We start from the raw sequence: 15,460 nt of genomic DNA, 5'->3' as shown, positions 1-15,460 counted from the left end.
CGGACAAATACATAACAACTGATTTTGTTATAGATCTATGACAATATTTGATTTGCCGGCGATACCCTGAAAAGCACCGCCGGCAAGTGATTAATTACTCAATGTCCATATCCAGAATTGCTGCACTCAAACCTTTACCATGCATATCATGTGCCAGCGTACGAGTAACACCGCCGCCCAAAGCACCATACATAACAAAATTCAGTGCACCAATATTCGGTAATTCATAGCGCACAACATCACCAGTCACGATGTCTGCAAAAAACGCTTTAACCTTTTCCGCAGTCACTGCTGCTTTAATACGTTCATAATCTTCAGGCCGATAAGCAATTACCGAAATATTTGAAGTATTACCTTTATCACCAGTACGAGAGTGTGCAATTTCACGTAACTTCATTATCAAACCTCCAGATAGTCAATACTGGTTGTCACCAGATTACGGGGAATAAATGTTGAATCCATAGCCACAATTTCTTTTACAGATTTCATAGCACCGCCACCGCCGGCCGGACCATTGGTATATAAAGCTTCAACTTCATTACCCACAACTGCTGCCGCAGCTTTAGTTGCGAAACGTCCGGCTACACGCACACGAACTTCATACGGCTGGCTGCTCTGTGACAAAGTTGCACCGTGCAGAGAATCAATACCAATCAGATCAAAACGCACCTCTTGTGGTTCTGCATGTGCAATTTCAAACCGCTCTTTTACGATGGCCAGTGCCAGACGACCGCGTTCTACCGCTCCCAGACCGGCATAGCTCATCTCACCTTCACCAATAAAACCATCTTCATAACCTACAGATACCTTCAGCGTCTCAGGACGGGCACGACCTGTACCGCCAGTAACAGCAACACGGTCTTTACCTACTTGTGTAAAGGTTACCTGCGTAAAATCTGCGGTGACATCCGGTGTTTTATATTCATCCGGGCGATGAATTTCATACAGCATCTGTTCCTTACAGGTATCAGGAGTAACCATGCCGCCAGAGCCTTCAACTTTGGTAATTACTGCATCACCATCGGCACTGATCTCGGCAATCGGAAAGCCCAGACGTGCCAGATCAGGTACATCGCGGTAACCCGGATCAGCAAAATAACCACCAGTGATCTGGCCGGCACACTCAAGCAAGTGTCCCAGAATAGTGCCCTTACCCAGATGCTCCCAATCTTCTGCACCCCATTTAAACTCATGCATCATGATTGACAGGAACAGAGACGGGTCAGAAACACGGCCGGCAATAACAATATCAGCACCATTGTCCAGCGCCTGTACCATTGGTTCAGCGCCGATATAAGCATTGGCTGAAACAATTTTCTTACCGCATTGTGAAACCGGTTTTTGCAGCTCATCCAGTGACAGATCCTGCTGCATAACCTGTTCGTAAACATCATCGCCTTCAATAATGGCAATTTTCAGATTTTTTGCGCCCAGAGAACGTGCGATTTCGGCAGTTACTTTGGCTGCTGCACGCGGATTGGCAGAACCCATATTAGTAACAATCTTGATTCCCTTTTCCAGACAGGCCGGTAATACTGCCTGCATACGCGCTGCCAGTAATTCATTAAAACCGGTTTCCGGATTATGCTTTTTCTGGCGCTGACCGATAGCAATCGTGCGTTCAGCCAGACATTCAAATACCAGATACTGAATATCCCCTTTTTCCGCCAGCTCTACAGCCGGTTCAATCCGGTCACCGCCATATCCGGCACCACAACCAATTCTGATTTTTTTCATATATCATACCCTTTTTACATTCAACAACTTAAAAACAACCTGTTTATATCGGGAATACTCCGAATAACATCGCACCTACAGCCATCACGATAGAAGCCAGCCAAAGTATCGGAATAGAGAATTTCTGATGGTCAGCCAAATCAACGCCAGACAGACTGCACAACAGGAAGGTAGCCGGAGTCAGCGGACTAACCGGGAAACCAGTAGTCATCTGTCCAAGTAAAGAAGCCTGAGCCACCTGAATAGGCGGGAAACCACCAATATTGGCCACCACCGGCATAATGCCGAAATAATAGGAATCAGGGTCAAATACCAGACTCAGCGGCATTGCTACCAGACTGACAATAAACGGAATATGAGAAGACAAACTGTCAGGTACAAAATGACCGGCTGAATTTGCCATAGCTTTGAGCATACCGGATTCACCCATAATGCCTGTGAACACACCGGCAGCAAACAAAATGGATGCCATCATCAGCGCGCCCTTAGCATGAGCATTAATCCGTGCAGATTGTTCAGCAGGCTTGCGGTAATTTAATGTCAGCGCAATACAGCAGGCCACCATAAAAATAACCACTGGTGATATTTTTGTGGCTACCATACCCGTAATTACCAGAATCACCAGAGTAATATTCGCCCAGAACAAATGCGGCCGACGCAGCTTTTGCTCCTCTTCGGTTAATTCTTTTGGCGCAAAATGTGTTGCTGTTTCTTCATTTTCACCACCGATTACTGCACCAGCACCGGCTCCGGCCAGACCTAAACGTTTTTCTTCTTTGCGCCCCCAGTACCAGCCCATAAACACCATAAAGGCCAGCCCGCAAATCTGCGCCGGAATCAGCGGAGTAAACAGATCATGTGTAGATACATCCAGTGCTGCGGAGGCACGAATCATCGGTCCGGTCCATGGCAGGAAATTTACACCAGCACTCAGCGCTGTAATTCCGGCAAGAATTCGCTTATCAATACCAAGTTTGTTATATAAAGGCAGCATGGCCGGCACAGTAATCAGAAATGTCACTGCTCCGTTACCATCCAGATGCGCAATCAGTGCCAGAACACCAGTACCAATAATAATTTTCTTAGGATTAGTACCTACTACCTTCAGAATCTTGGCGATAATCGGATCAAACATCCCGGCGTCACTTACCACACCGAAGAAAATAATGGCAAACACAAACATCGCAGCCATAGGTGCCAGTTTGGAAATCCCTGCCACTACCATTTTTGGTATCGCGGTGTAATGAGGTAATATTTCCTGCCCTCCCTGAAACAACGGTACGATATATAGTGCGATTACAGCCCCTAGAATAGGAATAATAATCAAAGCGACTATTGGCGATAACCGCTTGCTCATAATGCAAAATAGCAAAGTTGCAATAGTTAATATGCCTACTAAAGCCAGCATAAGAATCCCCTTTTTGGGTTATTATTAAAAAAGAATAAATGAATAAATATTTAAGAAAGCCTTTGCATTCTCGCCATAACGACACACCCTGTCTAATCGATAATAAAAATCGATTAATAAACAAATTCGATAAATCCGGCAGCATATGAAAAATTTGATAAAACTCAATATATATTGACGCTAAATATGCTATTGTAGATAGCGATATGGATTTAAATACGGCAAATAATGCTATATGAATATATCAATTAAGCAGATAAAAGCCTTTCTGGCGCTGGTAGAAGAAGATAACTTCACCCGTGCAGCCCAGAAGATCCATTTGTCTCAGCCTGCATTCAGTAGCCTGATTGCCAATCTGGAACAGGAAATCGGCTATCGCCTGTTTGACAGGGATACCCGTAAAGTTCAGCTGAACGAAGACGGAATCCACTTCATCAAACTGGCACGTGAACTCATGTTTGCCTATGAGCGCACTACCAAAGAAATCCGCTCACATGCCAATAATCATAAGGAAAAACTGGTACTGGCAGTTATGCCGTCTATCGTCGTACAATGGGTTTCACAGCTGCTGGCTACTTTTCATCATCAGCATGCTAATGTCCAAGTTGAATTACTCGATACACAATGGGATTTGTGCCTGCAAGCCCTGTTACAAGGACATGCAGAACTGGCGTTAACCGCAAAATCTCCCTCTTTAACTGAAATTTCTGCTGAGTTCCTTTTTTCTGACAAGTTCCATCTCATATGTCATATCAATCATCCACTGGCCAGTAAAGCAGATATTGAATTAAAAGATTTACTAGAATATGGCATGATTGGATTTACTAAAGGCACCAGCATTCGCCATTTCGTTGATAAAATTGTAGATTTATTTGGAATAAATTATGTAGTAGAAGTTAGCCAGCTCACCACCATGATGGGACTGGTAGCGGCTAATTATGGCATTGGCATAGTACCGAGATTAACATTATTTCAATTTGAACATAAAAATCTCGTAGTCAGAGATGTCAGAGACATGAATCTGGAACGTTCCATTTATCTGATTAAACATAAAGAGCGCAAACTATCACCGCAGGCTGAGAATTTTTATCATCACATTAAAGCCAACATATTCAGAGACTAAAAAGTATATACAGATAGCTAATACTATCTGGATGCAGCGGTAGCAGGTACAGCACGACGATATTTAGAAGTTGGGTTCGAATTAATCGTTACACCACTGACACTAATATCATTTTGCAATTTTTCATAAGTTGCCTTACCAATGCCTTTTACACGCATAATATCTTCCGTGGAATGAAAAGGTCCATGGGCATTACGATAATCAATAATTGCCTGCGCTTTAACTGCACCAATATTCGGTAAAGATTGTAACTGCTGTGAAGAAGCAGTATTAATATTAACAGCGGCCCATAACGAAGCCATAGCAAACAACAGTACCAGAATCATACAAATCTTTTGCACTCTGTATTCTCCTTTGATTGATAAAATGTGCTGATCAAATCATACTTATAAATTGACAATAGCATAAAATATAGACTCAAATTATGCAATTATTATTTTAATTAATAAGAGTACGATACTATTATGAATATCCCAACTTAACTGTCCCTTTTTCAAACCATCAAAATCAGATAAAAACAGTCTTACCTTGAAAGGTTTGTGTAGATTCAGGATAATTCGTACTGGATAACCTTTGTCTCTTGCGGCGGAGTACAGTCCATTAACTCACATCGCTATCGCAACCAGCAATTCCCTTATCAAAAGGCAACTTCATGGCTTCACATCTCGCTAATGCTATTCGCTTCCTGGCAATGGACGCAATTGAACAGGCTAACTCAGGGCATCCGGGCGCACCAATGGGCATGGCCGAAATGGCTACTGTAGTGTGGCGCGAATTCCTGCAACACAATCCAGCTAATCCTAAGTTTTACAACCGCGACCGTTTCATCCTTTCGAACGGACACGCGTCCATGCTGCTGTATAGTCTGCTGCATCTGAGCGGTTACAATCTCAGTATTGAAGATCTGAAAAACTTTCGCCAGCTGCACAGTAAGACCCCGGGACATCCGGAATATGGCTACACTGATGGTGTAGAAACCACAACCGGACCACTTGGACAAGGAATTGGTAATGCCGTTGGTATGGCACTAGCAGAAAAAATTCTGGCTGCCCGATTTAATAAACCGGGCTTGAATATTGTTGATCACCATACTTACGTATTTGTCGGCGATGGCTGTCTGATGGAAGGAATATCCCATGAAGTATGTTCACTGGCCGGCACGCTTAAACTGGGCAAACTCATTGTTCTGTATGATGACAACAACATCTCAATTGATGGCAAAGTAGACAATTGGTTCAGCGAAAACATTCCTGAACGCTTTACCTCTTACGGCTGGCACACAGTTGCCGATGTAGACGGTCATGATGAAGCTGCTATCCGTGCAGCTATTACCGCAGCAAAAGCCGAAACCGAGAAACCATCGATTATCTGTTGTAAAACCAGAATCGGCAAAGGTGCCGCTAACAAAGAAGGCAGCCATAAAACCCATGGCGCACCATTAGGTGCCGAAGAAATTGCCGCTACCCGCGCTGCTCTGAACTGGGCACATGCACCATTTACCATTCCGCAGGAAATCTATGACGACTGGAGTGCGCTTAAAGCCGGTACACAACTGGAACAGCAGTGGCAGAATTTATTTAACCGTTATCAGCAACAATACCCTGCTGAAGCAGCTGAATTTATTCGCCGCATGGACGGTAAACTGCCGGAAAATTTTGCAGAACACGTTCAAAATGCATTAAATGAAGTATGCAGCAAAGCTGAAAAAGTGGCCACCCGCAAAGCCAGTCAGAACAGCATCGAAATTCTGGCACAAATTCTACCTGAATTTGTAGGCGGATCTGCAGATCTTACCCCCTCAAACCTGACTAACTGGTCTGGTAGTACTGCCGTGACAGCCACCAGTGGCGGCAATTACATCCATTACGGCGTGCGGGAATTTGGTATGGCAGCCATTATGAATGGTTTGAGCCTGCACGGTGGCATCAAACCATTCGGAGCTACTTTCCTGATGTTCAGTGAATACGCCCGTAATGCTTTGCGCATGGCTGCACTAATGAAAATCAACCCGATTTTTGTATTCACACACGATTCAATCGGCTTGGGAGAAGATGGCCCGACACACCAGCCGGTTGAACAAATTGCCACCCTGCGTCTGATTCCTAACATGAGTGTATGGCGACCGTGTGACAGCGCCGAATCACTGATAGCGTGGGCAGATGCCGCCGCTGCAACCAGTCATCCCAGTTGCCTGATATTCAGCCGTCAGGGGTTACCATTTATGCCACGGGATAAGCAGCAACTAGCCAATATCCGTCGTGGCGGTTATGTACTGAAAGCACCCGATACAAAGGCTGCGCAGGCGGTACTTATTGCCACAGGATCTGAAGTGGAGCTGGCTGTCAATGCTCAGAGCAAATTAGCTGAACAAGGTATTGCCACAACAGTTGTATCTATGCCTAATACCCATATCTTTGATCAGCAGGATCAGGCCTACCGTGACAGCGTCTTACCTGCTCATCTGCCTCGTATTGCCATTGAAGCCGGTGTCAGTGATTCATGGTATAAATACGTGGGTACGAATGGTGCCATTATTGGTATTAATCGTTTTGGTGAATCCGCACCAGCTGAGAAACTCTTTCAGGAATTTGGTTTCACTGTCGAACAGGTTGTTGAAGTAGTGAAAAATATCATTTAAATGAGCATATAAAAAACGCCGGCATTGTTTGCCGGCATTTTTTATATCATTATGATAGATTTAATCTTTTACATTTATATGACGTGTTTCCGGCATCATCAGAATAGCTATTACAGATAATAAACTGGTACCTGCTACATAATAAGCCGGCGATACTGCACCAAAATGCTTGATCAGCCAAGTAATCACAAATTGTGCCGTACCACCAAACAAAGTTATACTAATAGCATAAATTAGTGATACAGCGGTTGCGCGTAGTTTAAACGGTATCATTTCCGGAATAGCCACTAAACTACTGGCGCCGCTCATCCCTGTTAACAACGTTACCATCATTGTTACCAGCAACAGCATCGCCACACTTTCAGTTTTTACCAACAGATAAAACATCGGCACAATCAGCAACATTAAAGCCACCCGTGGCCATAATATAATACTTTTACGACCATATTTATCAGCCAGCATACCTGCCAGTAATGAAAACACAAACATCATCAACCCACCCGAAGTAGTGCAGATTTGCGCAATATTTGGCTTAAGTTTAAACGTATCGATAGCAAAAGTAGTCATATAATTACCTACCTGAGCGGTAATAGCCGTCGACATCAGCACCATAACTCCCAGTATCACCTCGTTCCTATAACGGGAAAATATGATTTTTATCATCTGAGTACCACTGTGATGAGTCGGTTCTTCCAGTGTTTCCGGTAAGGCTCGGCGAATATACAGAGCAATCGGAATTAATACCAGACTTATCAGAAAAGGGATGCGCCAGCCCCATGCATTCAACTGTTCCAGAGTCAGAATACTGGAAACAGTAAAACCAACCAAACCACCAACCACTACCGCAATTCCCTGACTGGCCATTTGCCAGCTGGCATAAAAAGCACGTTTATCTGGCGGAGCAGATTCAATCAGCATTGCTGAAGCCGGACCTACTTCTCCACCTAAAGCCAGCCCCTGAACCATACGTGCAATAACCACAATAACAGGAGCTGCAATCCCGATCACCTCATAGCTGGGTGTAACAGCCAGTCCCAGCGTTCCCAGCGTGATTAATGCCACTGTCAGCATCATCGCTGCCCGGCGACCTTTCTTGTCTGCATAGGCACCAATAAGTAAACCACCCAACGGTCGCGTAAAAAAACCGACACCATATACAGCTACTGCAGCAAGCAAACTGGTGTATTTATCATTATTGGTTGAGGGAAAAAACGATTGCGCAATATACACTGCAAAAAATGAATAAATAATAAAATCATAAAATTCCAGTGCATTCCCTGCCACCGCCGCCGCAATCGCTTTCGCCGGTGGCTTATTATGCTCTATAGCTACTTGTCCTGTATTCATATCATTACTCCAATTTTTTTATTAAAAATTCAAATCTGATTTATTTAAAAAGCGCTCAGCCAGTGCTACCCAGTATGTCGCACCAATAGCTATATTTTTATCATTGAAATCATAATAAGGATTATGCAAATCAAAACCGGAAGCAGCATCAACTTCTTTCAGACCATTACCAATAAACAAATAACTTCCCGGACATTTTTCCAGCATAAATGCAAAATCTTCACTTCCGGCCATTGGTTCAGTCTGATCGACAATATTTTCTTCCGCTACCACTTCACGTGCTACCTGACGCGCAAACTGAGTTTCTTTACTGGTATTAAATACAGGAGCATATCCATGCTGATAATCCACTTCAGCCACAACATTAAAGCTTTGTGCCTGAGCCTGAGCGATGGCCACAATACGTTGCTGTAACAGCTTACGTACTTCAGGCTTGAAGCAACGCACAGTCAGCTTTAGTTCAGCCTGTTCAGGAATTACATTATTCGCCACACCGGCATGAAACATACCCACTGTAACCACAGCCGAATCCAGCGGACTGACATTACGTGACACAATTGTCTGTAAAGCCATTACGATAGAAGAAGCAGCCACAATCGGATCATGCGTATTGTGCGGTTTCGCGCCATGCCCGCCCACACCTTTTACTGTAATAGTGGCCACATCAGATGAAGCCATCATCCAGCCATCATAAAAATGTAACTGTCCCTGCGGATAACCCGGCATATTATGCATACCATATACGGCATCACACGGATATTTTTCAAACAGACCATCAGCAATCATCCGCATAGCACCACTACCAGATTTGCCATATTCCTCCGCCGGCTGAAAAATCAGATTCAATGTACCATTAAACGATTTTCTGCTGGCTAATACCTTAGCCGCAGCCAGTAGCATTACAGTATGTCCATCATGACCACATGCATGCATTTTGCCTGTATGCTGGCTTGTATGCGCAACGCCACTTTCTTCAGTAATCGGCAATGCATCCATATCAGCCCGGATACCAATCCGTCTGTCACCATTTCCAGCTTGAAGTTGCGCTACCAGACCAGTACCACCAATACCCCGTTCAACTTTATATCCCCACTGCTCCAGCAAAGCGGCAACTTTATCGCTGGTTCGATTTTCTGCAAAAGCCAATTCAGGGTGTTGATGAATATCATGACGCAGCTGAACAAAAGTACTTAACTCAGCTTCAATCAGCTCATGAATCTCTTTCATAAACATACCTTTACATTTTTAATGAATTAAGAAGACTATAGCTTAACAAACAAAATTATTATTGACAAAACAAAATAATTTAATACATTGTCTTATAAGATTAATTTTTTAAGTATATTTAAAACAAAATATGAATAATAAAAACCAGTTATTTATATAACCCAAAAGAATAGTTTTCAATATTAATCTGTTTTGTCTCTTTTACATTAAAAAATTTAAACACCCGTCTGATGACAGAACAAAAAATGCACTTTTTGAAATTTAAAGTGCATTTTTATATTTAGAAAAGATATTTAATTAAACCGTGATTTAAAATATTTTTACTCAAGTTTTAATCATTCTTTAATTTTTACATTAAAAAACAATAAAGTTATCAATCCTATTATTGCCAGTATAGGCAAAAACCATAAATATCGCCAAGTTACCGGAAAATAACTCAGACGTAACACTCCATTAAAATCAGGCGGTACAGAAACCTGTACCAATGAACCGGAACTATCTGCAGTAACAGATAATAAATGATCATCAATCTTAGCAGAATAGCCATACCACCATAAACGCGGGAATATCAGAGTAATATTATCTTTATGCTCTGGAATCTGAACCCAATCTGTATTATTTTCGTGTTTCACAATTCTGACACCAGCTATATCAGGATATACAAAGGGAGAGTTATTTTCCCACCCTTTTGTCAGAGTAAATGGTAACGATACATACAAATCACTACGGCTATCTGCTGACTGAACTTCACTATATCCGCACTGCTTAAACTGATGACTAAAAGCAGCATAATCATCCTTATTAACGATAATAGTGCTAATCCGCATCAACACTGCCTGACAAACATTGAATCCTTTTGCATTCTGTAAAATATTCTCCAATGCCGGTTTAGATGTAAAAATACCATGTGCAGACTGATTAACCGGTAATATTTTCTCGAGTCTTTTACTACCTACAGGAGAATAACCATTTATTGATTTAATATCATAAAAACCGAACTGAGCTGAAGCAATATCATTTAATTGCCGGGTTTGTTTTAAATAAATATTTAATGGAAGAGACAAAACATAACCTTGTAAATTAACATTATCTGGTAACTGAATACGTTCAGCTAATTCAGTCTGACGCTGATAAGAACCGCCTAATGTAGGTAATCCGTTAAGGAACAATAATAAAATTAATAAAGTTAAGCCTATCATCCCGTATGGACTTTTTCTCTCTATAATTTTCGGGCTCAATATAAGCAGCCAGACAGAAAAAATTTGCAATATAATATAAAACGGATGAAGATTCCAAGAATTAAAAAACACCAGACAAAATACAAATAGAATAACTAAAAAATATTTTTTATTAAAATTAACTAATATACTTTTTTTAAAATTAAATAAATCATGTTCAAGTAAAAACAGCATCAACACTAAACTCAGAATCAATGTTAATGTATCAAAGCCAGCATAAACTGGTAAAAATAAAAAAAATCCACCTAAGATAATATATAAAGAAATATAAATTTTTTTATTTAATATTAGCTTTTTACCTCGGATGGCATGTGCATACTGTAAAATATAGAATATAGCTAAACAGATAAAAAAAGAAATAAAGGGTAAAAATCGAAATGGCCAGCGCAAAGGGCCAAACTGGGATGGCATTTGTGATAAAAGAAAAAATATTATAATTAATGTGGAAAACCATTTCAGAATATTATCTCGTTGCCAAAGTTCTTTGATATTTCGGTAAAAAAATACCATAGGTAAAAATAAAGTAGAAAAACCCAAAGGTACTAACACCAGCCTATAGCTGATATAAGTCATATAATCATAAAAAGTGGGAAAAAACCCCAGAATAATAGTAGACCATGAAGGAATAAAAGTTCTGAGTGAACTATCAAATCCATTTACACGATTAGTTAAATCATGCGAAAAAATATATTCGGAATAAATTGGGAAAGAAAAAATAAGTGCCAGAATAGCCGGAATACTCAAGTAAACAACTTTATTTAATTTACCTGATTGTTTAAATTCAAAAACCAGAGTTATTCCGACAAACACAGCATAACCTATTACTCCATGTGGCCAGCCGGAAGAAAGCAAAAAAATAACTGATATAAAGTTTAGAATAATATTGATTTTAGAGTAATTTTTTTTAAGTAATAAAAATGTGGCAATAGACACCATTGCCCAAGCCTGTCCGTTTGCCGCATTCCACCAGGCACCCAGATACTGATAAAGAAAGACCGGCTGAATAACTGTAAATGCGGCCAGTGTATAAGCATAACATTTATGTAATCTGAATACTCTGGCAATAACCAAAGAAGATAGCGAAACCAATACGATATTTATAAAAGCCAGTATCCAGCCAGATAACAGAATATGATGAAAACGAGAAGTAATAAGAGAAACCAGAATATTCTGAGGTAAAAATATACCTTTACCTAAATCAATCATCTCATTACCACCGATATACATAGAGTCAACTATAAAAGGTATTCTCCCTTCTGACCAAATATGGCCAATCTGTCTGAAAAAACCAAGCATTTCATAAGAAGCATCATCAATACAAAAAAAATCACTCTGAAACAGACTACATATAATAATTATTGAAATTGCATAAAATATTGAAAATAACAATGCCTCTTTAACATTTACGTTTTCATTACTCATTATTGGGTTTTCTTTATATTAATATAATTATCATATGCAGCACACATAGCAGTTATATCTGAACATGAAGGTGACCAGCCTAGCAACTGATTAACTTTTGTAATATCAAGCAAAGTATTCTGATCAGCAATGGCATACTGCTCAGGATATAATAGTGTCATACCTATTTTATCCAGTCCGGACAGTACCGGTTTAATCAATCTTGCAGGAACCGGTATTAAAAAAGATTTTGAATTAGCATGTTTGATGATTGCCTCTAACAGCTCTCTGGTTGTCGGAGGATTTAATGAACCCAAATTAAAATTTTCTCTGGGAAAGTTATTTTTACAGGCCTGCAAAGCGGCAGTAACACAATCATCAACACTTACCATTTGATAACGATTAGTACCATTTCCTATCATCGGCACAGGTAAATTTAAAGATATCAGCCTGAATAATTTACCTAATATACCTAAACGCCCAGCACCAGTAATCAGTCTTGGACGAAAAATAGTAGCATTTAATTTTTCATAACTTCGAATTAATTTTTCTGCTTCAACTTTACTGCTTCCATAAGATCCCAAAGGATTTTGGGGATGCTCCTCTGATACCGGACATGAATTCACCATACCATAGGTCATATCAGTAGAAAAAAATACCATTCTGGTTGTACCTGCTGCTGACATTGCCTGCAAAATATTTTGAGTACCAGCAACATTCACCTCAAAAAACCAAGCCTGACGATTTGATCTGGGTACATTATCAGCAAACTGTCGTGCAGCCAAATGATAAACAATATCATCCGGTTGAAGATTTAATTTTCTTATATCCTGAACTGAACGTATATCACCATAAACAAACTGACTCTGTTTTTCCAGAGTGCAATCAGTATAGTTTTTTATGTCAAAATTAACTACTTCATTGCCATTCTGTAATAATTTTCTTATGAGAATCTGTCCTGTGAACCCACTACCTCCGGTAATAATATGACGCAATTTACGCACTCCTGGAAATAATTATGATTCCTATACAAATAGTAATCAAACCTATAATACGAAGCAGATTAACATTTTCATGTAAGAAGAAATACCCGATAAAAGCAGTAATGATATAACCAATTGATAAAAGCGGATAAGCCAGACTCACTTCAGTTTTGCCCAATACAGCCATCCATAAGCCAATACTAATTGCATAAAGGCACATACCAGTAATAAACCATGCATTCAATATTAGTTGATATCCAAAGTAAAAATAATCAGAAGCACTTTGGGGAAACGTCCCAAGTGTCTGCATAGTTTTACGTAATGCAATTTGCGCCATAGCATTTAGTGTAACGCTGATAACTGCAAGCATAAATGTTAATAGATTCACTCTAACTCTTCCAAATCAGAAAACTAAATATATCTGGCTAACAATATAATATATATTATTAAAGTCAGTAAAATCAGACTTTTTTTATCTTGAATAAAAAATACGATTGGATCATCGTGCATTAAACCTCTTTTAGTCATCATCCATAAATTACCAATCAGATAGACCATCAATAATTGTGCCAACCATAATAAAGCAGGAGTTCTATAATAAACAATGGTTTCCGGAGCATTAATATAAAGACCAAAAACAATAATGGCACCAATATATGTACTGATACCTAATGGCCAGAGAATATCTAAATCGGATTTTATATACCCTCTACCGGCAATCGAATTATTCTCATCAGACTTTGAAACTAACTCGGCACACCTTTTCACAGTAGCCAAACTTAAAAATATTAAGACAGAAAATGCCAGTAAAGAGTAACTTAATTCTATATTAGCAACTACTCCGCCTGCTAATATTCTGACGGTATATAAAACGGATAAAACTATTATATCTAATAATATAATCTGTTTTAATCTTAAACTATATAATGTTGTTATTAATAAATATAATAAAAATATACCAAAAAAATATCTTGATATCAAAATAGAAATTAATCCTGCACTCATTAAAAGCAATAAACTTACCCTGAGACCCTGAGCAATCGATAAATTTCCAGAAGCAAACGGTCGATGTCTTTTATTCAAATGCTGACGGTCATTTTCCAGATCCCATAAATCATTTAAAATATATGTTGCTGATGCACCTAAAGAAAAAGCAATAAAAGCAGTAGATACTATTAAAAATTTTTGAAAATCATAAAACTGAAAAGAAGTAAGGAGTGGAACAAAGAGAAGTAGATTTTTCAAACATTGATGTAAACGTATGGCTTTCAGCCATGACATCATTTTTTCATCTTTATTGCTGAACTGTTTTAATACCGGCGTTCCGCTTTGCTTTATTATTTTTATAAGTTTATCAGTTTTATTTCCTGTAACAATAGCTCCGCTAGCCTCTTTCCAAATTGGCAAATCAGCACTATCATCCCCTGCATATATAAATTTTCGTCCGATTTTCTGTTCTATCGCATTAAATTTGTTTATTCCTTTTAAATTTTTTTGTGAATCCGTAGCAATAACATCATCAAAGCAATTCAAAAAATCCGCTACTTTATATGCAATATCTTTATAGGCAGCAGTAGCAAGTATGACTTTTCTTCCTTGTTGCCGTTGCTTTTGTATGTAGTTAACTAATTCATGACGATAAGGTATTTTATCAGCATTAAAATTACTATGTTCATAGACAAATTTTTTAAATTCTGCTTTACCTTGGAAATATATTTTTATTAATTTGAAAAGCTTAAACGGATATAATTTAAGCATACTGATCAGGGTTTCATGTAATGAATCAGTCAGAATTAATGTTCCATCTAAATCCACAACTAACGGAAGACTTGATTCTGTCACTATTTTCCCCTGCATATCGATAAAATAATGCAATAATTTTACATAGATGTTTACTCATCATCAATACAGTTACCTAAAGCATTCATCATGCATAACCGAAACTCAGACTAACGCACAGATATACCTGATAGAAACCTACGGCACACGCAACTACACTCAGTTCGACTATAGCGACCCCAATCAGCAAATCTACTTTCTCTTCGGTCGCGAAACTACCGGACTGCCCGAGGCATTCGCACAGGCACGCGCCGAGCAGTGTCTGCGAATCCCGCAGTCAGAGCACATCCGCTCACTGAACCTGTCCAACGCCGCCGCCATCGTCCTCTACGAAGCACTGCGTCAGCAGTCCTTCCCCTCTCTGGCCTAGATACAGTAACAGCAGCCATCAGGCTGCTGCAGTATTGTTTTTCTTCTGTGGTACTTCTCAGTAGTTAAAGTAAGAAACCCGGCTGACTAATCAACCGGGTTCTTCTATGGGGAGTCTGGCGGTGTCCTACTTTCACATGGGCAATCCAT

General features: G+C 39.8%; 13 protein-coding genes. 3 read left to right on the top strand and 10 right to left on the bottom strand.

Annotated elements, in window-relative coordinates; genetic code table 11:
• Window positions 1-94 precede the first annotated feature (94 nt).
• The 3 genes from H3V01_RS00065 to H3V01_RS00055 are packed head-to-tail and all read right to left on the bottom strand — an operon-like array spanning window position 95 to window position 3,145.
• A complete protein-coding gene (locus tag H3V01_RS00065) occupies window positions 95-397 on the bottom strand; it encodes an AtuA-related protein (RefSeq protein WP_025329974.1) in 303 nt (100 codons plus the stop codon).
• A 2-nt stretch (window positions 398-399) separates the two neighbouring features.
• The gene (locus H3V01_RS00060) at window positions 400-1,737 is read right to left on the bottom strand and encodes an acyclic terpene utilization AtuA family protein (protein WP_198185535.1); all 1,338 of its coding nucleotides are present in this window, start codon (window positions 1,735-1,737) and stop codon (window positions 400-402) included.
• 43 nt (window positions 1,738-1,780) lie between these two features.
• On the bottom strand, window positions 1,781-3,145 hold the full coding sequence (locus H3V01_RS00055; protein WP_096765455.1) for a CitMHS family transporter: 1,365 nt from the start codon (window positions 3,143-3,145) through the stop codon (window positions 1,781-1,783).
• A 235-nt stretch (window positions 3,146-3,380) separates the two neighbouring features.
• Between H3V01_RS00055 and H3V01_RS00050 the strand changes: the two genes are divergently transcribed.
• Window positions 3,381-4,268, top strand: a complete 888-nt coding sequence (locus tag H3V01_RS00050; RefSeq protein ID WP_025329971.1) for a LysR family transcriptional regulator — start codon at window positions 3,381-3,383, stop codon at window positions 4,266-4,268.
• 23 nt (window positions 4,269-4,291) lie between these two features.
• Here H3V01_RS00050 and H3V01_RS00045 read toward each other — a convergent pair whose 3' ends face one another.
• Complete coding sequence (locus H3V01_RS00045; RefSeq protein WP_279118859.1) at window positions 4,292-4,609, bottom strand: ComEA family DNA-binding protein; 318 nt, start codon at window positions 4,607-4,609, stop codon at window positions 4,292-4,294.
• A 311-nt stretch (window positions 4,610-4,920) separates the two neighbouring features.
• Here H3V01_RS00045 and tkt point away from each other — a divergent pair, with 311 nt between their 5' ends.
• A complete protein-coding gene (gene tkt / locus H3V01_RS00040; protein ID WP_198185533.1) occupies window positions 4,921-6,906 on the top strand; it encodes a transketolase in 1,986 nt (661 codons plus the stop codon).
• 60 nt (window positions 6,907-6,966) lie between these two features.
• On the opposite strand, the gene H3V01_RS00035 is transcribed toward tkt, so the two are convergent.
• The 6 genes from H3V01_RS00035 to H3V01_RS00010 form a co-directional block, all read right to left on the bottom strand.
• Window positions 6,967-8,253 carry an MFS transporter gene (locus H3V01_RS00035; RefSeq protein WP_078474608.1) on the bottom strand — a complete coding sequence of 429 codons (1,287 nt, stop codon included), beginning with the start codon at window positions 8,251-8,253 and terminating at the stop codon, window positions 6,967-6,969.
• 21 nt (window positions 8,254-8,274) lie between these two features.
• Complete coding sequence (locus H3V01_RS00030; RefSeq protein ID WP_198185531.1) at window positions 8,275-9,480, bottom strand: M20 aminoacylase family protein; 1,206 nt, start codon at window positions 9,478-9,480, stop codon at window positions 8,275-8,277.
• 335 nt (window positions 9,481-9,815) lie between these two features.
• Complete coding sequence (locus H3V01_RS00025; protein WP_198185529.1) at window positions 9,816-12,140, bottom strand: hypothetical protein; 2,325 nt, start codon at window positions 12,138-12,140, stop codon at window positions 9,816-9,818.
• Window positions 12,140-13,114 (bottom strand): NAD-dependent epimerase/dehydratase family protein, encoded by a 975-nt coding sequence (locus H3V01_RS00020; RefSeq protein ID WP_198185527.1) that lies wholly within the window; start codon window positions 13,112-13,114, stop codon window positions 12,140-12,142. Before H3V01_RS00020 ends, H3V01_RS00025 begins: the two co-directional genes overlap by 1 nt.
• A gap of 1 nt (window position 13,115) precedes the next feature.
• Window positions 13,116-13,490 carry an EamA family transporter gene (locus tag H3V01_RS11115; RefSeq protein ID WP_198185525.1) on the bottom strand — a complete coding sequence of 125 codons (375 nt, stop codon included), beginning with the start codon at window positions 13,488-13,490 and terminating at the stop codon, window positions 13,116-13,118.
• A 23-nt stretch (window positions 13,491-13,513) separates the two neighbouring features.
• Entirely contained in the window at window positions 13,514-14,944 is a 1,431-nt protein-coding gene (locus tag H3V01_RS00010) for a UbiA family prenyltransferase (protein ID WP_198185523.1), read from the bottom strand.
• Window positions 14,945-14,990: 46 nt separating this feature from the next.
• Between H3V01_RS00010 and H3V01_RS00005 the strand changes: the two genes are divergently transcribed.
• Window positions 14,991-15,311 (top strand): tRNA (cytidine(34)-2'-O)-methyltransferase, encoded by a 321-nt coding sequence (locus tag H3V01_RS00005; protein WP_198185521.1) that lies wholly within the window; start codon window positions 14,991-14,993, stop codon window positions 15,309-15,311.
• The last annotated feature ends 149 nt before the right edge of the window (window positions 15,312-15,460 follow it).

Source organism: Snodgrassella sp. M0351 (assembly GCF_016100575.1).
GTDB classification, from domain to species: domain Bacteria; phylum Pseudomonadota; class Gammaproteobacteria; order Burkholderiales; family Neisseriaceae; genus Snodgrassella; species Snodgrassella alvi.
The sequence above is the reverse complement of the archived record's forward strand: the minus strand, read 5'-3'. Positions and strand labels throughout refer to the sequence as shown.